The sequence below is a fragment of the Streptomonospora alba genome, assembly GCF_000826685.1.
Lineage (GTDB): Bacteria > Actinomycetota > Actinomycetes > Streptosporangiales > Streptosporangiaceae > Streptomonospora > Streptomonospora alba.
This window is the reverse complement of the sequence record NZ_JROO01000042.1, coordinates 52,658-75,304: the sequence shown is the minus strand read 5'-3', so window position 1 is coordinate 75,304 and position 22,647 is coordinate 52,658. Positions and strand designations below refer to the sequence as shown.

Annotated in this window: 23 protein-coding genes; 13 read left to right on the top strand and 10 right to left on the bottom strand. The window is 71.8% G+C overall.

Features of this window, described 5'->3' with window-relative positions:
- The first annotated feature begins 143 nt into the window (after nt 1-143).
- From LP52_RS20815 to LP52_RS20800, 4 genes are all read left to right on the top strand, one after another.
- The gene (locus LP52_RS20815) at nt 144-1,115 is read left to right on the top strand and encodes a zinc-binding dehydrogenase (protein WP_040276042.1); all 972 of its coding nucleotides are present in this window, start codon (nt 144-146) and stop codon (nt 1,113-1,115) included.
- Between the two features lie 243 nt (nt 1,116-1,358).
- Entirely contained in the window at nt 1,359-2,126 is a 768-nt protein-coding gene (locus tag LP52_RS20810; protein ID WP_040276041.1) for an alpha/beta fold hydrolase, read from the top strand.
- Nucleotides 2,127-2,259: 133 nt separating this feature from the next.
- Nucleotides 2,260-2,850, top strand: coding sequence for a fluoride efflux transporter FluC (locus LP52_RS20805; RefSeq protein ID WP_040276040.1), 591 nt, complete (start codon nt 2,260-2,262; stop codon nt 2,848-2,850).
- The gene (locus LP52_RS20800) at nt 2,847-3,215 is read left to right on the top strand and encodes a fluoride efflux transporter FluC (RefSeq protein WP_040276039.1); all 369 of its coding nucleotides are present in this window, start codon (nt 2,847-2,849) and stop codon (nt 3,213-3,215) included. The genes LP52_RS20805 and LP52_RS20800 overlap by 4 nt, the downstream gene beginning before the upstream one ends.
- A 59-nt stretch (nt 3,216-3,274) precedes the next feature.
- Here the strand turns inward: LP52_RS20800 and LP52_RS20795 are convergent, their stop codons facing one another.
- Nucleotides 3,275-3,919, bottom strand: a complete 645-nt coding sequence (locus LP52_RS20795; protein WP_040276038.1) for a class II aldolase/adducin family protein — start codon at nt 3,917-3,919, stop codon at nt 3,275-3,277.
- A 377-nt stretch (nt 3,920-4,296) separates the two neighbouring features.
- Between LP52_RS20795 and LP52_RS20790 the strand changes: the two genes are divergently transcribed.
- Complete coding sequence (locus LP52_RS20790; RefSeq protein WP_052810091.1) at nt 4,297-5,784, top strand: aldehyde dehydrogenase family protein; 1,488 nt, start codon at nt 4,297-4,299, stop codon at nt 5,782-5,784.
- Nucleotides 5,785-6,177: 393 nt separating this feature from the next.
- On the opposite strand, the gene LP52_RS20780 is transcribed toward LP52_RS20790, so the two are convergent.
- Together LP52_RS20780 and LP52_RS20775 are read right to left on the bottom strand one after the other, a co-directional pair.
- Entirely contained in the window at nt 6,178-6,378 is a 201-nt protein-coding gene (locus LP52_RS20780; protein ID WP_238581019.1) for a hypothetical protein, read from the bottom strand.
- Nucleotides 6,379-6,536: 158 nt separating this feature from the next.
- Nucleotides 6,537-7,583 (bottom strand): baeRF2 domain-containing protein, encoded by a 1,047-nt coding sequence (locus LP52_RS20775; protein WP_238581018.1) that lies wholly within the window; start codon nt 7,581-7,583, stop codon nt 6,537-6,539.
- A gap of 320 nt (nt 7,584-7,903) precedes the next feature.
- On the opposite strand from LP52_RS20775, the gene LP52_RS20770 reads away from it, so the two are divergent.
- Nucleotides 7,904-8,113, top strand: coding sequence for a hypothetical protein (locus LP52_RS20770; RefSeq protein ID WP_040276033.1), 210 nt, complete (start codon nt 7,904-7,906; stop codon nt 8,111-8,113).
- Between the two features lie 129 nt (nt 8,114-8,242).
- Here LP52_RS20770 and purL read toward each other — a convergent pair whose 3' ends face one another.
- The 5 genes from purL to purS all read right to left on the bottom strand — a co-directional run bounded on the left by purL (nt 8,243) and on the right by purS (nt 12,877).
- The gene (gene purL / locus LP52_RS20765; protein WP_040276032.1) at nt 8,243-10,546 is read right to left on the bottom strand and encodes a phosphoribosylformylglycinamidine synthase subunit PurL; all 2,304 of its coding nucleotides are present in this window, start codon (nt 10,544-10,546) and stop codon (nt 8,243-8,245) included.
- 82 nt (nt 10,547-10,628) lie between these two features.
- Nucleotides 10,629-11,150, bottom strand: a complete 522-nt coding sequence (locus tag LP52_RS20760; RefSeq protein WP_052810081.1) for a hypothetical protein — start codon at nt 11,148-11,150, stop codon at nt 10,629-10,631.
- 38 nt (nt 11,151-11,188) lie between these two features.
- The gene (gene purQ / locus LP52_RS20755; RefSeq protein ID WP_040276031.1) at nt 11,189-11,893 is read right to left on the bottom strand and encodes a phosphoribosylformylglycinamidine synthase subunit PurQ; all 705 of its coding nucleotides are present in this window, start codon (nt 11,891-11,893) and stop codon (nt 11,189-11,191) included.
- A gap of 107 nt (nt 11,894-12,000) precedes the next feature.
- Entirely contained in the window at nt 12,001-12,453 is a 453-nt protein-coding gene (locus LP52_RS20750) for an ATP-binding protein (RefSeq protein ID WP_040276030.1), read from the bottom strand.
- Nucleotides 12,454-12,634: 181 nt separating this feature from the next.
- Nucleotides 12,635-12,877 (bottom strand): phosphoribosylformylglycinamidine synthase subunit PurS, encoded by a 243-nt coding sequence (purS, locus tag LP52_RS20745; RefSeq protein ID WP_040276029.1) that lies wholly within the window; start codon nt 12,875-12,877, stop codon nt 12,635-12,637.
- Between the two features lie 490 nt (nt 12,878-13,367).
- Between purS and LP52_RS20740 the strand changes: the two genes are divergently transcribed.
- From LP52_RS20740 to LP52_RS27450, 5 genes are all read left to right on the top strand, one after another.
- Entirely contained in the window at nt 13,368-13,970 is a 603-nt protein-coding gene (locus tag LP52_RS20740; protein WP_040276028.1) for a sigma-70 family RNA polymerase sigma factor, read from the top strand.
- 467 nt (nt 13,971-14,437) lie between these two features.
- Complete coding sequence (gene pdhA / locus LP52_RS20735) at nt 14,438-15,553, top strand: pyruvate dehydrogenase (acetyl-transferring) E1 component subunit alpha (RefSeq protein ID WP_040276027.1); 1,116 nt, start codon at nt 14,438-14,440, stop codon at nt 15,551-15,553.
- 2 nt (nt 15,554-15,555) lie between these two features.
- Nucleotides 15,556-16,536 carry an alpha-ketoacid dehydrogenase subunit beta gene (locus LP52_RS20730; protein ID WP_040276026.1) on the top strand — a complete coding sequence of 327 codons (981 nt, stop codon included), beginning with the start codon at nt 15,556-15,558 and terminating at the stop codon, nt 16,534-16,536.
- A 30-nt stretch (nt 16,537-16,566) separates the two neighbouring features.
- The gene (locus LP52_RS20725; RefSeq protein ID WP_157036415.1) at nt 16,567-18,045 is read left to right on the top strand and encodes a dihydrolipoamide acetyltransferase family protein; all 1,479 of its coding nucleotides are present in this window, start codon (nt 16,567-16,569) and stop codon (nt 18,043-18,045) included.
- 145 nt (nt 18,046-18,190) lie between these two features.
- Nucleotides 18,191-18,457 carry a hypothetical protein gene (locus LP52_RS27450; protein WP_157036414.1) on the top strand — a complete coding sequence of 89 codons (267 nt, stop codon included), beginning with the start codon at nt 18,191-18,193 and terminating at the stop codon, nt 18,455-18,457.
- A 90-nt stretch (nt 18,458-18,547) separates the two neighbouring features.
- On the opposite strand, the gene LP52_RS20720 is transcribed toward LP52_RS27450, so the two are convergent.
- On the bottom strand, nt 18,548-19,813 hold the full coding sequence (locus LP52_RS20720) for a DUF418 domain-containing protein (protein WP_238581017.1): 1,266 nt from the start codon (nt 19,811-19,813) through the stop codon (nt 18,548-18,550).
- Between the two features lie 71 nt (nt 19,814-19,884).
- Here LP52_RS20720 and LP52_RS20715 point away from each other — a divergent pair, with 71 nt between their 5' ends.
- The gene (locus LP52_RS20715; protein WP_040276024.1) at nt 19,885-20,646 is read left to right on the top strand and encodes a TetR/AcrR family transcriptional regulator; all 762 of its coding nucleotides are present in this window, start codon (nt 19,885-19,887) and stop codon (nt 20,644-20,646) included.
- A gap of 187 nt (nt 20,647-20,833) precedes the next feature.
- Here LP52_RS20715 and LP52_RS20710 read toward each other — a convergent pair whose 3' ends face one another.
- A complete protein-coding gene (locus tag LP52_RS20710) occupies nt 20,834-21,211 on the bottom strand; it encodes a hypothetical protein (RefSeq protein WP_238581016.1) in 378 nt (125 codons plus the stop codon).
- A 762-nt stretch (nt 21,212-21,973) separates the two neighbouring features.
- On the opposite strand from LP52_RS20710, the gene LP52_RS20705 reads away from it, so the two are divergent.
- Complete coding sequence (locus tag LP52_RS20705) at nt 21,974-22,618, top strand: GntR family transcriptional regulator (protein WP_040276022.1); 645 nt, start codon at nt 21,974-21,976, stop codon at nt 22,616-22,618.
- The last annotated feature ends 29 nt before the right edge of the window (nt 22,619-22,647 follow it).

The window sequence follows — 22,647 nt, the reverse complement described above, 5'->3', positions numbered from 1 at the left end:
TGGGGCGATCCGCTGCGGGCAGAAGTGCGGGCCCGCCGCGCAGCGCCGCCTGACGCGGCCCCGCGCCGACCCTTGACCTCAATATTGGTTGAGGTAGAAGGCTGGGCGGCGAACGGGACGGACGACGGAAGGAAGTGAGCGCCATGCGCGCGGTGCGGACGCGGCGGTTCGGCGGGCCCGAGGTGCTGGAGACGGTGGAGGTCCCCGAGCCCCTGCCGGGTCCCGGAGAGGTCGTGGTGGACGTGGAGGCGGCCGACGTGCTCTTCGTCGAGACCCAGATCCGCAGCGGCTGGAACCGGGACGTGTGGGGGATCGAGCACCCGTGGACCCCCGGCGACGGCATTGCCGGGCGGGTGGCCCGCATCGGTCCGGGCGTCGACCGGACCTGGGTGGGCAGGCGTGTCGTGGCGACCACCGGCGGTTCGGGCGCCTATGCGGAGCGCGCCGTCGCAGCCGAGGAGAGTCTGGCGCCCGTTCCCGACGGGCTGAGCTCCCCCGAGGCGGCGGCGCTGGTGCACGACGGCCGCACCGCGCGGATGCTCCTGGAGGGGATCGGCGCCGCGAAGGGGGAACGGGTGCTGGTCACCGCGGCCGCCGGGGGACTGGGTCTGGTGCTGGTGCAGATGGCGCGCACGGCCGGGGCCGAGATCGTCGGCGCCGCCCGCGGCGTGAGCAAGCTCGACCTGGTGCGCGACATGGGCGCCGACGGGGCCGTGGACTACTCCCGAGCCCGATGGACCGACCGGGTCCTGAGGGCATTCGGCGGCCAGGGCCCCGACGCCGTGTACGACGGCGCGGGCGGCCGGATCGGTGCCGAGGCGTTCGCGATCACCGGCGAGGGCGGCCGCTTCTCCGCGCACGGCGCGCCCAGTGGAGGATTCGCCGAGTTCACCGCCGAGGAGGCCGAGCGGCGCGGCATCACGCTGCGCGGCATCGAGCACGTTCAACCGGGTCCGGCCGAGAGCGCGCGGCTCATCGGCGAAGTGCTGGCCGATGCGGCCGCCGGACGCCTGCGCAGCCCCATCGGCGCCGTTTTCCCGCTGGAGCGGGCCGCGGAGGCCCACGCCGTGCTGGAGAGCCGCGCCGTGCTGGGCAAGGTGCTGCTGGCCCCATGAGTGCGTCGGAGCAGGGAGGCGGCGCGGGCGACGTAACCGTGTCCTCGGACGTGCCCGCGGGCAGGGGGCCGCCACCGAACCGCGCCTCGGCGAGGGCCTGCCCGAGGGCGCCCTCGTCGACGTCTTCCTCGGTCGCGGACGCTGAATCCGGCGGCTTGGGCGCGTCCGCCGAATGATCAGGAAAGCCCCGGCGCGACACGCGGTGCCGATACGCTTGCCACCTGGAGAACCAGGAGGTCGCGCATGGCCGTCGTTGCCCTCCACTACCGCTTTGACGGGCCCCGGCACGCCCCGGTCGTGCTGCTGCTGGCGCCGCCGGGGGCGAAGTGGACGCTGTGGGAGCCGCAGATGCCCGAACTGACCCGGGAACTGCGCGTCCTGCGCGTCAACCACCGCGGCCACGGCTCCTCGCCCGCTCCCGAAGGCGGCTACTCCATGGACGAACTGGGCGCCGACCTGCTGGCACTGCTGGACGAGTTCGGGCTGGAGCGGCTGTCGGTGGTGGGGGCCGGACTCGGCGGCATGCTCGCGACCTGGCTGGCCGCCTCCCAACCGCGACGGGTGGCGCGGTTGGGCTATGTGGCCGGTACCGCCGCGGTGGCGCGCAGGGGGCCGTGGCAGCGCCTCGCGGAACGCGCTCGCCGCGACGGCATGGAGGCCGTCGTCGACGAGGCGACTCTCTGCTGGTTCACTCCGGGCTTCGCCGAGCACCGCCCCGATGTGGTCAAACGGCTGGCCGAGGAGTTCGTCGGGGTGGCCGCGGCGGGTTTCGCCGGCTGGTGCTCGGCCGTGGCAGGACTCGACCAGCGCCGTCTGCTGGCCCGGGTGACCGCGCCGGCGCTGGTCGTCTCCTCGGCCCACGACCCGACGCTTCCCCCCGGCCACGGCCGCCGCCTCGCCCGCGGCCTGCCGCGCGCCCGCCTGGAAACGGTTTGGGGAGCGGCCCACCTCGCCGGCATCGAACGCGCCGACCGCGTCAACGAACTGCTCACCGAGCACCTGGCTCACTGACCCGCAGCGACACCGACCGCTCAGCCGTCGGTGCGCGAGGTCGGTGTCACGCTCCCCGGCTCGGCGCCCGACGGGAACGGAAGGCGGGAGGGCTCCTCCGGCCGCGGGCCGGGGTGCTGGTAGGACTGGATCCGTGCCCGAACGCTCCGACTCCGCGCGCCCCGGCCGCGGCTCGTGCGAACCCGGGGGCGCCTCCGCGGCCGCGGAGGCGCCCCCGCCCGTCGATCCCGACATCGGTCCGCACGCGCTCCGTCGGCGCCGCGAGCTGCGCGACGCGCCGTGGGCGGTGCTCGCCGCGGTCTCGCTCGGCGGGGCGATCGGCGGCGCGGCCCGCGGCGCGGTCGGGCTTGCGCTGCCCCACCAGGCGGGCGATGTCCCCTGGGCGACGCTGGCCGCCAACCTGCCCGGGTGCCTGCTGATCGGCGTGCTGATGACGGTGGTCGTGCACGCCCGCCCGGACTCCCGGCTGCTGCGGCCCTTCGCCGGGGTCGGCGTCCTCGGCGGCTACACCACCTTCTCCGCCCACATCGGCGACGTGCGGGACCTGTTGGAGGCCGGTGCCCCCGCCGGCGCGCTGGGCTACATCGGCGCGACGCTGCTGGGCGGCCTCGCCGCGGTGTGGGCGGGCGTCGCGCTGACCGAGCGCGTGCTGGGGCGGCGCGCCGCGAACGTCCGCCCGAGCGGCGACCGGAGCGGCGGCGGCGACGGGGAGGCGACGCCGTGACGATCCTGCTCGCCGCGCTGGGGGCCGCGATCGGCGCTCCGCTGCGCTACCTCGCCGACCGGTTCGTGCAGCGGCGCCACGACTCGGCGTTCCCCTGGGGCACCCACGCGGCCAACGCCACGGCCTGCCTGCTGCTGGGCTTGGCCGGCGGGTTCACGCTGCCGGAGTGGGCCGCGGATCTCGTGGCGACGGGGGTGCTCGGTGCCCTGTCGACCTACTCGACGTTCGGCTACGAGACGTTCGCGCTGCTGCGCGAGCGCCGGCGGTTCCTGGCCTTCGCCAACGCCGCCGCCTCACTGGCGGCCGGTCTGGGCGCACTGCTGATCGGCCTGGCCGTCGCGGCATCGGTCACCGGCGCAGCCTGAGCAGGCGGCCGCCGGAGGCCGTGCACACCGCAGACTCCCAGCACCCGGGTGCCGTGGCCTCACAGGATGTCGGGCCCCGCCCACGCGTAGGCGTTGCGGGCCCGCACCTCGGCCAGCTCGTCCTCGGAGAGGATCCGCGGCTCGCCCAGACTGCGGGCGCGAATGTAGACGCCGCACAGCCACTCCAGCAGCCGCGCGTGCTCGAAGGCCTCCTCCGCTCCGGCGCCCACGGCCAGTCCGCCGTGGTTGGCCAGCAGTGCGGCGTACTTGCCCTTGAGCGCCTTGATCAGGTGGTCGGCGAGCTGCCCGGTGCCGTAGGTGGCGTAGTCGGTCACCGGGACCGCACCTCCCAGACGCGCTGCGCTGTGGTGGATCGGCGGGAGTTCGGCCAGCGCGGCGGCGATGACGGCGGCGTTGTCTCCGTAGGCCTGGACGACGGCGGTGGCGTCGCCGCTGCGGTAAGCGGCGGTGTGCAGTGTGGTCTCGGCAGCGGGTTCGCGGCGCCCTTCCAGTACCCCGGCATCGACCGACAGCACCGGGCAGTCGGCGGGTTCGACCTTGTCCAGCGGAACCCCCGCCGGGGTGACCGCCATCAGGGATCCGCTGCGGACGCTGACGCTGCCGCCCTGGTCGCGGGCGAGGCCGCAGTCGACGAGCCTGCGGGCGGTCAGGCAGACGTCTCGGCGTTCTTGCTCCAGCAGCATGGGTCCTCAACAGCCTCCCGGCGCGGGCGGTCCGGGATCGGGGACGACGGCGACCCGGCACACGTTAGGTATGCCTAATCTACGTTAACCCGAGATGGGGTGCCGTTGTCCAGACCCGGGTACGACCAGCGATCAGGGGCGGCGGCCGACAGCGCGTCAGGCGGAACGCGCTCCTGCAGTCGTCGGCGACGACGCAACGCGGTGCGTGTCACGAGTCGTGAAAACGCTTTCCGGTTTCAGGATTTACCCAGCTCAGTTATGGTCTAGCGGTTGACGTGCAACCAGCGAAGACTCTGTCGTGGCCGTATCCGGCCAACCCACCTTGGGAGGAGGGTCCCGTGACCGGGCCTGACCTTCGACTCCCGGCCAAGCCCTATCTGTCCGACCCCGGGTCAGCGGGCGCCGAGAGCGATTACATCGACGGCGCCTGGCGCGCCGCCGCCAAGGGCGGCACCCGCGAGGTGCTCAACCCCTACGACGCCTCCGTGCTGACCGTCGTCAGCGAAGGCGGTGCCGACGACGCCGCCACCGCCGTGGCCGCGGCCCGCGCCGCCTTCGACAGCGGCGAATGGGCCCGCCGCCCCGCCGCCGAACGCGGCAGCATCCTCGGCCGCATCGCCGATCTGCTGCAGCGCGACCGTGCCGAGATCGCGCTGATGGAGTCCCTGGACACCGGCAAGACCATCGAAGAGGGCGGCATCGACGTCGACGACGTCACCGCCGTCTTCCGCTACTACGCCGGACTCGCCGACAAGGACTCCGGCCGCGTGGTCTCCACGCCGGAGGGCGTCTCCAGCCGTGTGGTCTACGAACCCGTCGGCGTCTGCGCGATGATCACCCCCTGGAACTACCCGCTGCTCCAGCTCGCCTGGAAGATGGCTCCGGCCATCGCCGCGGGCAACACCATGGTGGTCAAGCCCAGCGAGATCACCCCGGTGACCACCTGCAAGCTCGTCGAGCTGTGCGCCGAGGCGGGGGTGCCCGCCGGCGTGGCCAACCTGGTGCTGGGCACCGGGGCCGAGGTGGGATCCGCTCTGGTCGAGCACCCCGGCGTCGACCTCGTCTCCTTCACCGGCGGACTGGCCACCGGCAAGCGAATCATGGCCTCGGCCGCCGAGACCGTGAAGAAGGTCGCACTGGAGCTGGGCGGCAAGAACCCCAACATCGTCTTCCCCGACGTCGACCTGGACACGGCCGTCGACTACGCCATGATCGCGGCGTTCTTCCACTCGGGCCAGGTCTGCTCGGCAGGCGCCCGCCTGGTCGTGCACGAGGACGTCCACGACGAGTTCGTGGCCGAGCTGTGCCGCCGCGCCGAGCGCGTGCGCCTGGGCTGCGGCCAGCACGAGGGTGTGCAATGCGGCCCGCTGGTGTCCGAGGAGCACCGCGCCAAGGTCGAGGCCGCCGTGGCCCGCGGCATCGAAGAAGGCGCCACAGTGGCCGCCGGCGGCCGCCGCCCCGACGATCCCGAGCTGGCCAACGGCTTCTTCTACCGCCCCACCGTCTTCACCGGCTGCCGCGGCGACATGGACATCGTGCAGACCGAGGTCTTCGGCCCCGTCGTCACTGTGGAGACCTTCCGCACCGAGGACGAGGCGGTCGCCATCGGCAACGACACCGACTACGGCCTCTCCGGCGCCGTGTGGACCGACGACCCCGGCCGCGGCGAGCGCGTCGCCGCCGGACTGCGCCACGGCACCGTGTGGATCAACGACTTCGGCCCCTACCTGCCCGGGGCCGAATGGGGCGGATTCAAGCGCTCCGGCGTGGGCCGCGAACTGGGCCACGCCGGGCTCGACGAGTACCGCGAGGCCAAGCACATCTACCGCAACCTCGCTCCCGAGCCCCAGCGCTGGTTCGAATGAGGCGGCGGGGGCGCGCACGGCCGACGCGCGCCCCCGCACCCGCCCCGGCCTTCGCTCCGAACGCCTGCACGGCCGCGGCGCCGGCGACCACGCGGAGTACGACCTGAACAAGATCTTCCGCACGGGCTTCGCCGAGGACGACTCCCCGGCCTGCCGAATGCCGAAGAACGGGAACCGGACCGACGCCGACCAGGACGAGTCGCGACCGTGATCGCCGACGAGGGCATGTCGGTCGAAGAGGCCGCCAAGACCCGGGCCGGGGAGGACGAGGAGGCCTGGCGGGAGCGGATCCCCGAGAGCGCCTGAGGGTGATCCGCCGTCCGCGGGTGCTTGAGCTCGCGGACCCGGCGGGAGTCGAGCACCGAGCCGGGACCGGTACGCCTCGGTGCCCGCTCAGCGTTCGTAGCGGCGGCGCAAGGCGACCCAGTAGACGTTCAGCGCCGCCGCGACCGCCCCCGCCGAGAGCACGACGGTCAGCGGAGCCGATCCCGCAACCGCAGCCAGTACGGCGCCCGCGATCAGGACGACCAGCCCGAATACGGCCAGTACGAGCCGGAAGAGCAACGGGCTGGCCGGGCGTTCGTGGCTGCCCATCGGCCCCTTCAGCCGCCCACGGCGACCCATCCCGCGCCCTCCCGTGCCCGTGGTGCCATCCCCGACGGACCACGCTGAGCGTCGCGTGCCCGCGGCCGGTTTCCCGTCGGGATCATCGTAACGAGGCGCCTGCGGCCGCGCCCCGCGCCCGGACCGGCTCAGGGTGCCGCGGAGAACCGCAGGAACGCGCCGGCGCCGTCCTGCGCGTCGCCCGAATCGGGCAGCCGGGTGAACGCCGCGCTGGTGGCCTGCGCGGCCCGCAGCAGCAGCGAGCTGGCCGGCGCCTCGAACGCCTCGGCCGGATCGGTCATCCTGCTGCGGTCCTCGGCCGTCTCCAGCGGATCCGATGCAGACGCCCACAACGTGGGTTCGTCGGTGCGGTCGCCGGCCAGCAGCAGGCGGCCCACCTGCCCCGAGCGCAGCGCCTCGCACGTCGCGGAGAGCCCTTGGACGGCCCGCCCCTCCCGGTTGAGGTCCTGGGCGTACTGCTCCATCAGGCCCGACCGCAGGACGACTGCGGTGCGGCGCAGCCCTTCCTCCACGGACTTGCGCAGCTCGGCGATCGCGTCCGGGTCGCCGCGGCCGCCGCCGGAGAGCTCGATGAGCATCTCGGCCGTGCTGTGGTGAAGGTGCTCGCGCACCTTGCCCAGCGCGCGTTCGTCGCCGCCGACGAACACCGCCGCCGCCTGGACGTTCTTGACCGCCTCCTCGACGTCGTGGGCGACCTCGGCGGCGTTGGCGAACCACACCTCCTCGGTATGGCGCTGGTGGTGCTTCTGCCGCCAGCCGCCGGTGGGCACCTTGTTGATGTGCAGTGTCGCCCCGCTCGTGTGGCGCTCCTCGGAGAGGCTGCCGTAGGCGGGGTAGGCGTAGATGTCGGCGCCCTCGCGGTCCAGGGCCACCACCACATAGGGCAGGCCGTCGTCGAGGTCGGAGACGAGCTCGATGGGGTCGGGCACCGGCAGCAGAGACGCGCGGTTCCGCGACGGCGGGCTCGAAAGGGTGTAAGCCGCGATCAGCTCGCCGTCCGCGGCGAACAGCGCCTCGCCTTGTGGGCCCGGGATGCCCGACACTCCGCCCGCCGCGGAGTCGAGCGCCTTCAGCGTCGCCTCGTCGGCGCCGCTCTCCGACAGCTCCTCGCGGAGCCCGCGCCAGCGCAGGCCGATCTCGTGCACGGCGTTCTCGGTGGCGCGGGTGGTGTCCATGTAGACCGAAGCGACCGGACCGGGCGCACGGTACAACGGTTCCAGAAATCGCAGATCCATGTTGATCGGGCCGCAGCTGGACGGCCCTCTCACCTCCCGACGCTGCTGTGCTGTCGCTGGCAACGCGGCCGCGCTCGGCGCGTGGCCGGCGCGCCCTGCCAGCGCCACTGCCCGAGGCGGCGGGGCGCATGCGGGAGAGCGGCCACTCGTCGCCGCGGCTCGCCGCGGCCGCCGCGTGCCGTTTGTCCGGGCGGGTCGGCGGGTAGCCGCGGACCTGTAAGCAGGAATGACTGCGCCGATGACCGGTATGGAGGCGCGCGATGGCACAAGGCAGCGACAAGCACAGCCCGAAGCTCGACGACGAGATCGAGAGCGAGATCCAGGGCATGCTGAAGGGCGACAAGCCCACCCGCGCCCAAGAGGAGCGTGAGCCCGAGCCCACCGTCACCGACGAAGGGGAAGCGGCCACCGACCCGGCGGCCATCGACTCCGACGCCGAGCTGCCGGAGGACGAGCGGCGCGGCCGGTAGGCGGGCCGCGGCCCGGGGGAGCCCGGAACGCCGGGCCCCTCTGGGCCGCTGGAGCCGGTTCCACCAGGAGCGCCACAGCGGAGCATGACGCGGAGCCCTCAGGGCGATCCCGGCGCGCCCCGCCTCCTCCTATTCGTCTCCGAGAACCCCCGGAAGCGTCGACCCGTAGGCCGTGCCCAGCGTCTTCAGGCCGATGCTGAACCCGCCGTCGGGATGGGTGACGGTCATCGACCCGCCGCCCACGACGCCGATCTCGGCCGCGGGAACATGGTGCTTGCGGCACAGCCGGGCGAAGGCGTCCCCGTCCTCCTCCGGGCCGGCGACCACGATCGCGCGGGCCCCCGACTCGCTGAACAGCGCTGTGAAGGGGTCGTCGTCCAGGTGCACCGAGCAGCCCACTCCGCCGCGCAGCGCCGATTCCGCCAGCGCGACGGCCAGGCCGCCGTCGGAGAGGTCGTGCACGGTGGTCAGCAGCTGGTCGTCGACCGCCGCGGCCAGCAGACGGGCCAGCGCGGCCTCGGCGTCCAGGTCCACCTGAGGCGGCAGGCCGCCGAGGTGGCTGTGGACGACCTCGGCCCAGACCGAACCGCCCAGTTCCTCGGTGGTGCTGCCCAGCAGCATGATGCGCGAGCCCTCGCCGTTGCGCGGGAACGCGCTGGTGGGCCGCGAGTGGACGTCGTCGATCACCCCGAGTACGCCGATCACCGGGGTGGGATTGATGGCGGCGTCCCCGGTCTGGTTGTAGAAGCTGACGTTGCCGCCGGTGACCGGGGTGCCCAGCTTCTGGCAGGCGTCGGCCAGGCCGCGGGTGGACTCCGCGAACTGCCACATCACTCCCGGGTCCTCCGGTGAGCCGAAGTTCAGGCAGTTGGTGACCGCCAGCGGGCGGGCACCGGAGGCGGCGACGTTGCGGTAGGCCTCGGCGAAGGCGGCCTGGGTGCCGGTGTAGGGGTCCAGACGCGCGTAGCGGCCGTTGCCGTCGGTGGCCAGCGCGATGCCGCGGTCGCCGTCGTCGCCCACCCGGACCATGCCGGCGTCGTGGGGCGCCGAGAGCACGGTGTCGCCCCTGACGTAGCTGTCGTACTGCTCGGTGACCCAGGAGGGGGCGCAGACGCCCGGGGCCGCGAGCACGTCGAGCAGCTGCGCGCGCAGCTCCTCGTCGTCGTCGGGCCGCGCCAGGGTGCCGGGGGTGTCGGCCTGCAGCGCGTCCTGCTCGGCGGGGCGCGCGTAGGGGCGTTCGTAGACCGGGCCTTCGTCGGAGGCGGTGCGCGGGGGCAGGTCGACCACCGTCTCGCCGTTCCAGGTCATCACCAGCCGTCCGCCGCGCTCGGCCTCCTCGGAGGTGACGTCGGTGACCTCGCCGATGACGCTGGCCTGGATGTTCCACTTGGCGCAGGTGTCCATGAACGCGTCGAGGCTGCCCGGCTCGACCACGGCCATCATGCGCTCCTGCGACTCACTCATCAGGATCTCCTCCGGAGTGAGCGTGGAGTCGCGCAGCGGCACCCTGTCGAGTTCGATGCGCATGCCGCCGGTGCCGCCGGCGGCCAACTCGGTGGTGGCGCACGAGACCCCGGCCGCGCCGAGGTCCTGGATGCCCACGACCAGCCGGTCGCGGAACAGCTCCAGGCTGCATTCCACCAGCAGCTTCTCCAGGAACGGGTCGCCCACCTGCACGCTGGGGCGCTTGGCGTGGCTCTCGTCGTCGAAGTTGGCACTGGCCAGTACCGATGCGCCGCCGATGCCGTCGGGACCGGTGGTGGCGCCGAAGAGCACCACCTTGTTGCCCGGGCCCGGCGCCTGGGCGAGCTGGATGTCCTCGTGGCCCATCACGCCCACGCACAGCGCGTTGACGAGCGGGTTCCGCGCGTATCCGGCGTCGAAGCCCAACTCGCCGCCGATGTTGGGCAGGCCCAGGCAGTTGCCGTAGAAGGAGATGCCCGAGACCACGCCGGGAAGCACACGGCGGGTGTCGTCGGCCTCCAGCGGCCCGAAGCGCAGCGCGTCCATCACCGCTACGGGCCGCGCGCCCATGGTCAGGATGTCGCGGACGATGCCGCCCACGCCCGTGGCCGCGCCCTGGTGCGGCTCGACGTATGAGGGGTGGTTGTGCGACTCGATCTTGAAGGTGACGGCGCGGCCGTCGCCGACGTCGACCACTCCCGCGTTCTCGCCCATGCCGACCAGCAGCGCATCGCTGTGCGGAGCCTTCTCCCCGAACTGGCGCAGATGGACCTTGGAGCTCTTGTAGGAGCAGTGCTCGCTCCACATCACCGAGTAGATCGCCAGTTCGGCGGCCGTGGGGCGGCGGCCCAGGATGGAGCGGATGCGCGCGTACTCGTCGTCGGCCACCCCCAGCTCGGCGTAGGGCTGGGGGGTTTCGGGGGTGCGCTGCGCGGCGGCGACGGTGTCCGGCTGGGGCTGTTCGGGCATGCGGTGCTTTCCGTTCGGGCGTGCTCGGCGGGGTGTCTGCGGTTCGGAGGAGGAGGGGGATCGGCTCCCGGGACGCGCGCGTTCAGGACCCGGGCGCCTGGGCGTGCATCAGCATCAGGCCGGCGCTGGCGTCGGGCGCGTCCACCGGGGTGGCCGTGATCAGCACCTGCCCGTCGGAGAGGTAGCCCTCACCGAGCGGAACGTCCTCGGGGTCGGCCTCCTCGTTGGGCAGCACCCGTCCCCAGCCCTGGTCGAGCAGGTGGGTGAAGACCGTGTCGATCGCCTTCTCGGTGGCCTTGTCGGAGCCCTGCTCGGCACTGCCGTCCTGCAAGGCGACGCCGACGATGCGTACGCACTCCACGTCCGGGCACTGCTCGCCGAAGTCGGTGTAGGACACGTCGTCGGGAGCCTTGCCCAGCTTGTTCATCTCGGGAGCCGCCGCCGGCGAGGAGACGCTCCCCGGCGGGCCGCTCTGCCCTGCCGCCGGGGCGGAGTCAGGGCTGTTGAGCGATCTGATCAGGCCGACCGCTCCTGTGGCGACCAGTGCCACTGTCACCACGGCGGCAAGCACCACCATGGTCGTCCGCGACCGCAGTTGGTCCATCAAGCGCATACCGTCCCCCGGACGTCGCGTCGGCGGTCTCAGCCGATCGCGGCGGGCGCCGCGGGGCTGGATTCCAAGTGCGCGAGGAGGGAGGTGAAGAAATCGAGCCCGTCGGTCGAGGGGCCGGTCAGCTCCTCCACGGCGTGCTCAGGGTGGGGCATCAGACCGACCACGTTGCCGTGCTCGTTGCTGACGCCGGCGATGCCGCGGCGTGCGCCGTTGGGCGCGTCGCCCGCGTAACGGGCGACCACGCGGCCCGAACGCTCCAGCTCGTCCAGCGTGGCGTCGTCGGCGACGAAGTTGCCCTCGCCGCTCTTGAGGACGATGCGGATCTCCTCGCCTGCGGTGTAGCGGTTGGTCCAAGCCGTGGCGGTGGACTCGATCCGCACAGGCTGCGCGCGGTTGATGAACCGCAGCGAGCTGTTGCGGGTCAGCGCGCCCGGCAGCAGGTGGCTCTCGCACAGGACCTGGAACCCGTTGCAGATGCCCAGCACCGGCAGCGCGCCCGAGCGGGCGGCCGGTACCAACTCGTTCATGACCGGGGCGAAGCGGGCGATGGCACCGCAGCGCAGGTAGTCGCCGTAGGAGAACCCGCCGGGCAGCACGACGGCGTCGACTCCTCGCAGGTCGGGCTCGTCGTGCCAAAGCGAGACGGGGCGGGCGCCGGCGAGGCGGACGGCGCGTTCGGCGTCCCTGTCGTCCAGGGAGCCGGGGAAGGTGACGACGCCCACACGGGCTGTCATGGGCACTCTCCGGATATCGGTCGGATGGGAGCCGGGCGCCGGGTGCGGCCGGACCGCCGCCGACGCTTTCCGCTTCCGAGGTTACCTGCTGGTCTCGGCGCCGGGGTTCAGCGCAGGACCGGCTCCAGGCGGCTCCACTCGCCGTGCTCGGGCGGACCGGGACGGCACTGGCTGAAACGCTTGGCCATGTGCAGCCGGGTGCTGCCGTCGGGATCGGCGGAGACCGAGACGTCCTCCATGACCTGGCGCATCAGAAGAAGGCCCCTGCCCGACTCGGCTTCGATGTCTGGCAGGGGCACCCGGGAGGGGTTGAATCCGGGCCCTTTATGGGCGACCTCAAGGTCGCAGGTGTCGGTGTGGACCCGGATCGTGACCTGGTAGCCGCAGGACGGGGCTCCGTGATCGACGGCGTTGGCGCAGGCCTCGGAGGCGGCGAGGAGGATCGGGAACCGGCAGTCGGCGCAGACGCCGGTGCTGCGGAGCGCCTCCCCGAGGAACTCCCGCACCACGGCCACCGTGTACGCCTGTCGGGGGAGCGCAATCGAGAATTTCACATCCATCGCAAGCCCTCACGACCGGTAGGCACACAGTGAAGATTTCCCGGGGTGCGTCCTGCGAAACGGACATGGGCCGGAGTTGGCCGTATGCGGCAGGTGGCGTGGCGAACGCGCAGCGCGAGCAATCCTGGGCACTCGTCTGCGACGGGTTCAGGTCACCGTCGGCGCGGCGGCTCGACGTGTCCTAACCCACATGCAGCGAGTAATCCTCGATGACCGGATTGGCGAGCAGGGTCTCGGCCATGCGCCGGACCTCGTCCAGCTTGGCTTCGTCGGCCTCGCCCTCGACCTCCACCTCGAAGCGCTTGCCCTGGCGGATCCCGCGGACTCCGGAGAACCCGAGCCGTTCGCAGGCGCCGGCGATGGCCTGGCCCTGGGGGTCCAGGATCTCCGGCTTGAGCATGACGTCAACCACGACGCGGGCCACGGGGTCCTCCACTGATCGGTCGGGCGGCGAGTTCGGTTCAGAGGTCGATGGAGCCGCATCCGCGGGTAGCGGGGCGGGGCAGCAGAAAGCGTACGGCACCCAGGAGGCGCCGTGCGGGCCGTTGCGTCGGCGTCTATCCTGGAGGAGGGTGCGATTGATACACCCGCCACCCTCGAACCACCCTCGAAGGGCCTGCAAGGGGGCGCACCGCGTCCCGGTTCCTCCTGGGCGTCGTTATCGCCCGCTCTCAGGGAGACGCATCGCCGCTCGAATCCGTCCCGCGCCGTTGTCGACGGTCGTCCCGACGGAGAGGCAGTGCGTATCCGCTCGCATGAAGGCGTTCCGCGGTCCTTTTTACCGGATCTCGAGTCGCCGCGGACTCCAACTGGAAGCTTCGGTGACAAGCATCACGCGTGACGGCGTCATCATAGGGCGTCTTTGCGTGCGTCTACCGAATCAGTAGCAAGGCCGGTCGTCCCAAGGGGGAGATTTGACGACCATAGACCTGGAGCGTATGAGCGAATCCACCGAGTCCACTGAAGAGCTCGACTTCGCCACCGCCGTCACCCCGTACGCCGATCAGCTTTACCCCACGGCGCTGCGCATGACCCGCAACTCCGCCGACGCGGAGGATCTGGTGCAGGAGACCTTCGCGAAGGCCTTCGCCAACTTCCATCAGTTCCGAGCGGGCACCAACCTGCGTGCGTGGCTTTACCGCATCCTGACCAACACCTTCATCAACGGCTACCGCAAGAAGCAGCGCGAGCCCCGCCAGGACTCCACCGACGAGATCAAGGACTGGCAGCTCGCCGCCGCCGAGGCGCACTCCTCCACAGGGCCGCGCTCGGCCGAGTCGGAGGTGCTGGACCGCCTGCCCGACTCCGCGATCCGGCACGCGCTGGCCGCGCTGCCGGAGGACTTCCGCCTGGTCGTCTACCTCATCGACGTCGAGGGCTTCACCTACAAGGAGGTGGCGGCCCGCATGGGCACGCCGCTGGGTACCGTCATGTCGCGGCTCCACCGCGCACGCCGCCAGCTGCGCGAGCAGCTGGGCGACTACGCCAAGAAGCGCGGTGTCCGCGCCGCGGCCTGACCCGCCGCGCGCACCCGGCGAGGCCGTGCCCCCGAACGCGCAGGGCGGCCGCTCATCCGAAAGCGGCTCCGCCCCGGGGCGCGAGACCGCCCGGCGCCGCGACCGGCCGCCGGCGGGGCCGCCTCCTTCCATCAGCGGCCCAGTCTGATAGCTCTGTGTAATCACGTCCCGCTGCGCAGTCACACGACACTCGCCAGGGCGCCCACGTCCGGTTCTCGGCCGTCCGAATTCTTCCTTGGACGGCCTTGCTTTTACTTGGAAGCCCTGCTAGTTGCAGTTTCAGGAGTCTCGGTCATGATGGGGCGGCGGATGAAAGTCGGCGCTGGGCCCTTGCGCCGTCGGCGGTGAGTTCTGTCACGATGTCGGTAGGGCTGTCCGCTATACCCGTTACCCCGGGTGAGCGGCAGAGATCCGGCCGACGTAGTGGTACCCCGCGAAATCGGCCCCGAGTACCCGAGGAGCGACAGGTGTCGAACAACACCGCGCATGGAGAACCCGAGCTCGTCCAGCTCTTGACCCCGGACGGAGAGCTGCGCGACCACCCCGACTATCCCCTGGAGATCAGCACCGAGGAGATCCGCGGACTCTACCGCGACCTGGTCCTGGTGCGCCGCGTCGACACCGAGGCCGTCGCGCTGCAGCGCCAGGGCGAACTGGGCCTTTGGGCCTCGCTGCTGGGTCAGGAGGCCGCTCAGATCGGTTCTGCGCGCGCGCTGCGCCCGCAGGACATGGCCTTCCCCTCCTACCGCGAGCACGGCGTCGCCTGGGCGCGCGGTGTAGCGCCCAAGGAGCTGCTCGGCCTGTTCCGCGGCGTGACCAACGGCGGCTGGGACCCCGCTCAGTACGGCCTGCACCTCTACACCATCGTCATCGGCAGCCAGACGCTGCACGCCACCGGCTACGCCATGGGCATCCAGCGCGACGGCGCCACCGGCGAGGACGGCTCGGCGGTCGTCGCCTACTTCGGTGACGGCGCGAGCAGCCAGGGCGACACCAGCGAGGCGTTCACCTTCGCCGCCGTCAACAACGCCCCCGTGGTGTTCTTCTGCCAGAACAACCAGTGGGCCATCTCCGAGCCCCCGGACCGCCAGATGCGCGTCCCGCTGTACCGCCGTGCGGCCGGGTTCGGCTTCCCCGGCGTGCGCATCGACGGCAACGACGTCCTCGCCTCCCTGGCGGTCACCCGCAAGGCCATGCAGCAGGCCCGCGAGGGCCAGGGGCCGATGCTGATCGAGGCGTTCACCTACCGCATGGGCGCCCACACCACCAACGACGACCCCACCCGCTACCGGGTGCCCGCCGAGTTGGAGGAGTGGAAGGCCAAGGACCCCATTCTGCGGCTCCGTGCCCACATGCAGGCGCAGGGCATCGCAGGCGACGACTTCTTCACCGAGGTCGAGTCCGAGGCCGACCGCCTCGGCGAACAGCTGCGCGCGGAGTGCCGGTCGCTGCCCGATCCGGCCCCGCTGGACATCTTCCACGAGGTCTACGCCGAACCCAACACCCAGATCGACCTGCAGCGGGCCGAGTTCGCCGACTATCTGGCGTCGTTCGAAGACGCCGGCGCCGAGGGAGGGCGGTGACCATGAGCGTCAACCTCACGATCGGGAAGGCGATCAACGCCGGGCTGCGCCGTGCGATGGAGTCCGACCCCAAGGTCCTGGTCATGGGCGAGGACGTCGGTCGTCTCGGCGGCGTGTTCCGGGTGACCGACCAGCTCCACAAGGACTTCGGCGCCGACCGCGTCATCGACACCCCTCTGGCCGAGTCGGGCATCGTCGGCACGGCCATCGGCCTTGCACTGCGCGGTTACCGGCCGGTCTGCGAGATCCAGTTCGACGGTTTCTTCTTCCCTGCCACCAACCAGACCTTCTCCCAGCTCGCCAAGATGCGCCGCCGCTCTGCGGGCGCGCTGAGCGTGCCGGTCGTGCTGCGCATCCCCTACGGCGGCGGTATCGGAGCGGTCGAGCACCACAGCGAGTCGCCCGAGGCCTATTTCGCACACACGGCCGGGCTGCGGGTGGTCACCGTGGCCAACGCCGTCGACGCCTACTGGATGATCCAGCAGGCCATCACCTCTCCGGACCCGGTGGTGTTCTTCGAGCCCAAGCGGCGCTACTACGACAAGGCCGAGGTCGACACCGACGCCTCCCCGGACTCCGCCGCGGCGATGGGCTCGGCCCGCATCGCGCGACAGGGAAGCGACCTGACGCTGCTGGCCTACGGGCCCATGGTCAAGACCGCTCTGCAAGCCGCCGAGGCCGAGACCGAGCGCTCCATCGAGGTCGTCGACCTGCGCTCCCTCGCGCCGGTCGACTACGCGACCGTCGAGGAGTCGGTGCGGCGCACCGGCCGGCTGGTCATCGCCCACGAGGCTCCCGTCACCGGCGGCATCGGCGGCGAGGTCGCGGCGCGGATCACCGAATCCTGCTTCTACCACCTGGAGTCGCCCGTCATCCGCGTCGGCGCCTTCGACACCCCTTACCCGCAGTCCCGCCTGGAGGAGCACTACCTGCCCGATTTGGATCGGATCCTCGACGGCGTCGACCGGGCGTTCACGTACTAGTAAGGGGGCGGGAGAGACAAGGTGAGCCAGGTGAACACCGAACAGGCCGGCGTGCAGCGGTTCCGGCTGCCCGACGTGGGCGAAGGGCTGGTCGACGCCGAGTTGCTGCAGTGGTACGTGCAGCCGGGCGACGAGGTGCAGGTCAACCAGATGATCTGCGAGGTCGAGACCGCCAAGGCGGCCGTCGAACTGCCCTGCCCTTACGCGGGGACCGTGCGCGAGCTGCTGGTGGAGGCCGGCTCCACCGTCGATGTGGGCACGCCCATCATCTCCGTCGACACCGGCGGAGGCTCGGACGGCCAGGCACAGGAATCCGGCGGCGGAGCGGCCGGCGCCGAGGAGGCCGAGGAGCGGGAGAAGCCGCTCGTGGGCTACGGCGAGCGCGCCTCCTCGACCACCCGGCGCCCGCGCCGCAGGCGCACGGATGCGGCGAGCACCTCGGCGGCCGCGGAGTCCGCTGCCGCGCCCGGCGGCGCGCAGAGCGAGCGCAACGGGCAGGCGGCGCCGACCGCACCCCCGGCCCCTGCCGACCAGGGCGAGGGCGGCGCCGGTGCGGCGAGCAACGGCACTCAGGCCCGCGCACTGGCCAAGCCGCCGGTGCGCAAGCTGGCCAAGGATCTGGGCGTCGACCTGGCGTCGGTCACCCCGACCGGGCCGGGAGGCGTCGTCACCCGCGACGACGTCCGCCGCGACGCGGGCGAGGAGGCCGCACCGGCCGCGCCCGCCGCACCGGCGGCGCCCGCTCCCCAGCCCGAGCAGGCGGAGCCGGAGGCCGCGCCCGCGGCTCCCGCGGCCGATGCCGGGGCGCGCGAGGAGCGCATCCCGGTCAAGGGCGTGCGCAAGCACACCGCCGCGGCCATGGTGCGCAGCGCGTTCACCGCGCCGCACGTCACCGAGTTCCTGCAGGTGGACGTCACCGAGGCGATCGAGACCGTCGAGCAGCTGCGCGGGCGGCCGGAGTTCGCCGAGGTGAAGGTGTCGCCGCTGCTGCTGGTGGCGCGTGCCCTGCTGACCGCCGTACGGCGGCACCCCGAGGTGAACGCCTCCTGGGACGACGAGCGCCAGGAGATCGTGCGCAAGCACTACGTGAACCTGGGGGTCGCGGCGGCCACCGATCGCGGGCTGGTGGTGCCCAACATCAAGGAGGCGCACACCAAGCCGCTGCCGGAGCTGGCGCGGGAGCTGCAGGCGCTCACCGAGACCGCCCGCGCGGGCAGCGCCACCCCGGCCGACCTGAGCGGCGGCACGATCACCATCACCAACGTGGGGGTGTTCGGGGTGGACGCCGGGACGCCCATCATCAACCCGGGCGAGGCGGCGATCCTGGCGTTCGGCCAGATCCGCGACATGCCCTGGGTGCACGACGGCGAGCTTGCGGTGCGCAAGGTGACGACGCTGTCGCTGTCCTTCGACCACCGGCTGGTCGACGGCGAGCTGGGCTCGAAGGTCCTGCGCGACGTCGGCGCCATGCTTGAGGACCCCAAGACCGCGGCGCTGATCTGGGGGTAGCGCACGGCAGGCTCCGGCAGGACGAGTGACAGCGAAGCGGGGCCGGACTCCGGTCCGGCCCCGCTTCGCTGTCCGGATCCGGCTGAAACGCCGATCGCGGGCCGAGCCACTGGCTGCGCGGCCCGCGGAACCGTAGGGTTTCACGATGTCTCTGGTTTCCCCGTTGGTTCTTCTCGCCGGCGCCGCGGTTCTGGTGATCGTGATCGCGGTGGTCGTCCTGGTGGTGGTGCTGGTCTCGAAGTCCGGCAGGTCCCGCCCGTCCCAGCCGCCGCAGCACCCGTATCCGGGAAGTCCGCCCGGTCCGCCTCCAGGCGCTTGGCACCAGGCCGGGCCGACGCAGCAGCCCTCGCCGCCCGGCGGCCCGCCTCCGCCGAACCAGTGGCCCCCGCAGGGCGGGCACGGCACCCGGTAGCGAGCCCGGCGTAGGTACCCGGCACCGGAGCGGTGCTCATTCGGACTGCCGGAGAAAGGAACTCTCCGGAACCGCCCGGGAGCGGCTACCTCAGAGGGTGCTGGGCGGATTCTGCGTTTCGGGGATGGGGGTCCCTCGGCCGTACATCAGGCGGCGGAGGAGTGCCTCGGCGGGGCCGCGGCGGTCGGTGCGGTCGAGGGCGTAGGCGGCGGCGACGGTCAGCAGCCACACGCCGACGGCGAAGAGCGCCATGGTCGCGCTGGTCAGGTGCGCACCCCAGCCCAGCCCCCAGGCCGCCAGCAGCGGCGCGAAGATCAGCGAGTGAGCCAGGTAGCAGGAGAGAGACCGCCTGCCGACCGCTGACACGGCGACGACGGGCAGGCTGCACCGGGTGCGGGCGGAGATGTGATGGGCGATGAGGGCGAACACCGCGACGTAGCCGAGGCCGCCTGCCAGGCCCGTGATCGACTGCGCCGCGTACAGCGGCCCCGTCTCCGCCACCATCGCGGGTGCGGCTTCCACCGCGCCGACGTGGGCGAGGGCGGCGGGCAGTCCGCCGAGCCACCCGATGGCCAGGCCGGCGACCGCGGCGACGCGCAGCAGCGGCAGGTGCCGTGCCGGGTCTTCGAGGACCTGCCGCCGGGCCGCCCAGAAGCCGAGCAGCATCGCGGCGTGGAAGGAGAACCCGAACAGCCCGCCGCCGACGGTGATGTACAGCCATGTGAAGAACCGGGTGGCGACCGAGGCGGGATAGCTCTCCTCGTCGGAGGCGTAGTAGCTGGTCGATGGGTCGGCGGACTGGGCGGCGGCGTTTCCGGCGTTGAGCACGTCGAACGCGGAGACGACCTCGCCGACCACCAGGAGGACGACCGCGATCCCCGACCACACGAGCAGGGTGGCGTCGCGGCGGCGCAGGAACAGTGCACCGAGCACCAGGCTCGCCACACCGTAGGGGCCGAGAATGTCGCCGCCGAGCAGGAGTGCGCCGTGGAGCAGGCCGAAGACGAGCAGCCACAGGCTGCGGCGTCGCAGGATCCGAACGGCGGTGCGCTCGTCGGCTCCGGCCGCGGTCTGCCGCAGCATGACCTGCATCATGCCGTAGCCGAAGAGGAAGGCGAAGAGCGGGAAGACGCGCAGGTCGAGTCCGGTGATCATGGCGAACTGCACGGCTTGGTCGGCTGTGGAGCCGTCGGTGGGGTGCCAGCCGGACGGGCCGTGTTCGGCCGCATAGAGGAAGAACGCGGTGTTGGACACCACGATCAGCAGCAGCATGATGCCGCGTGCGAGGTCGGGAGCGAGGGCCCGCTCTCGGGGGCGTACGCCGCCGCGAGCGGGCGCATGGGTGGGGGCATCCACGGACACAAACTCCGAACAGCATTCGAGGTAATTTCTCCGAACGCTATACGGAGTTCTATGATGTAGGCAAGATGACCAACGACGACACCGCCGCCGAACGCGTCGAGGACCCCACACGCGCGCTGAAGCTGCTCTGGGGGGTGGACGAGCCGAATTCCAGCCGGGGGCCCAGGCCCGGGCTGAGCAGGGAACGGGTGGTGCAGGCGGCGATCGAGGTCGCCGAGATCGCAGGGGTCAACGGGCTGTCCATGCGCCGCGTGGCGCAGCACCTGAAGGTGGGTACGGCGTCGCTGTACACCTACGTCCCCGGAAAGCCCGAGCTGCTCGCGCTCATGTTGGACGCCGTGGTCGGCCAGGGACCGCTGCCGCACACACTGCCCGGCGGATGGCGCGAGCGGTTGGAGGCGGTCGCCCGTTCCGACTGGCAGGGCTTTCGCAGGAGTCCGTGGCTGCTCCGGCTCGCATCGGAGCGCCCGCTTCCCGGGCCGAACCTGCTGGCGTGGTTCGACTCGGCGCTGTATGTGCTGGAGGGCACCGGGCTCACCCGCGCGGAGAGCTTGACGGTGATCGAGAGCTTGGACGGCTTGGTCCGGGGTATGGCGCGCAACGCCGTGGACGCGGCTTCCGGCGAAGGGCCGGGAGACCGTGCGCAGGCATGGCGGGTTGCGCGCGACGTGTTCCTGGAGGAATACGTCGACTTCAGCCGCTATCCGCGTTTCGCCGAGGCGGCCGGCGCCGCCACACCCCCCGGTCCCGACGAGATCTTCGAGTTCGGGCTGCGGCGCATGCTCGACGGGGTGGAGGCGCTCATCCGCGAGCGCAGCGGCGGCTGACGGGCGCGCCCCGGCCGTGAGCCGGACACAGGTGTGCCCGTGGCGGCGTTATCGGGATCATGCGAGGTTTCCGCGAGACGGGCGGAACTCATCGGGCGTATACGGCGTCAGAACCGATAGAGACTCCACGAGGCTGCCGGGGAGGGATCCGGGGGCCGGGTGGGGGTTCTGCAACGCCGGGAGCTCTTCAAGCGGCCGTGAGGGACGAGGCGTGATGGCGGCCGCGTTGGAAGGGACTTGTGAGAGGGAAGGTGAGGGAGCTCAGCAACTGCGCCGCTCCGGCGGGGTCGCTGGCCGGATGGGTGACGGTGCTGCCGAAGAGATCGTTCCAGAAGAACTTTCCGTCGCGGCACCAGACGTTGATGCCGCGCATGACCGAGATGACCGCGAGTTCGGAAGTGCCGGCCCGATACATCGGCCGGGCGGCGACCGCGACGAGTTCGTCCCACAGTGCGGTGACGGCTCGCTCGGCGCAGAACGCGTGACGAGGTCTGTGTTTTACGCGGTTCGCCAGTGCTGCCTTCACACGGTTCGCCCGCGGGTTGTTCAACCGCCAGTGACTCACTTCGACGTCTCCTGATCAGTTCCGGTTTCCGCCGAGGAGCGCCGTCTCCGGACGAGCCGGCGCGCTACCGCGGTCAGAGCATGGGCCGGTCAGTCGAGGACCCATGTTCTTTCGCAAAGTTGGTAGGCCGCGAACTCTGTCGTTACCTCCTGGTTATTCTTTGCGCTCCGGATAGTAGCAGCAATCGCCCCCTAGGGGTCGACCCTCGAAAATGTGACCCATGCCACACATGGACGCGGGGCGACATCGGGATGTACGGACCGTTTTCCCTGCTCATGGTGGGTGTCGAGGAACCGTGTGGCCGAAACAGGCCATGCCCGGCCCCTGGGAAATGTCAGGCGCGTCACCGGGTGCCACCGGGCGGTGCGGCTTGCGTAACCCCTGGTGGGAGGCGGGTGCTGACGCGTGCAGGGGTGACGATCACGGTCTGGGCAAAGGGAAACCTGTCGAACCGTACAAACATGCGTATCCACGGCCGGATATGTCGCTCTGCGGAGGTTCCATCGGCGTTCCGTATCCGAGTCGTCGCCCTCCGTGACTCCACGGGGGTCCGCGAGCGGCAGTCCCCCGCTCCCGCCGCCGTGCGGATTCGGGCGTGCTTCCGCGGCGGAATCACGGCCTCCTCGCTGTCTCCGGTGCTCCCGTACCCGCTCGGGGCGACCCGGCGTGCTCCGCGTCACGGGGCTGCGTGGCTGGACCCACCCCGCCTCGCCCCTCTTCTCCTGCGCGCGCACTCGGGGGCGCGGCTAACATAGATACAAGATGCATACAACAACCTCGGCGACCGACCGCGCCTACCGCTATGCCAAGGAAGCGATCCTCGACCGCCGCTACGCCGGAGGCGACCTCATCAGCGAGGGGGACATCGCGGCCGGTGTCGGCGTCTCCCGGACTCCCGTGCGCGAGGCGCTGCTGCGGCTGCAGGGGGAAGGCCTGGTGCGGCTCTACCCCAAGCGCGGGGCGCTGGTCGTGCCCGTATCCCAAGGCGAGATCGACGACGTGATCGAGACCCGCCGGCTGGTGGAGGGGCACACCGCGCAGAAGGCCGCCGGCGCCGAGGCCGATGTGCGCGGCGCCCTGGTGCGCCGACTGGGCGAGTTGCTCGGCCGGATGCGCACCGAGGTCGACGGGGACCGCCAGGCGTTCATCCTGGCCGACCGCGATTTCCACCGGGAGATCGTCGCCGCGAGCGGCAACGACATCCTGGTCGGCCTGTACGACTCACTGCGCGACCGGCAACTGCGCATGATGGAGGAGGGGGTCCGCACCGTGGCGCGGATGTGCAGGAACATCGACGAGCACGCCGCCATCCTCGCGGCGATCGAAGCGGGCGACGGCCCGGCCGCCGGCCGCGCCGTGCAGGTCCATATGGACGGAGCCGCGCACCTGCTCGGGGCCCGCACGTGAGCGGCCCGGTTCCCGGGGCCGACGCCTCC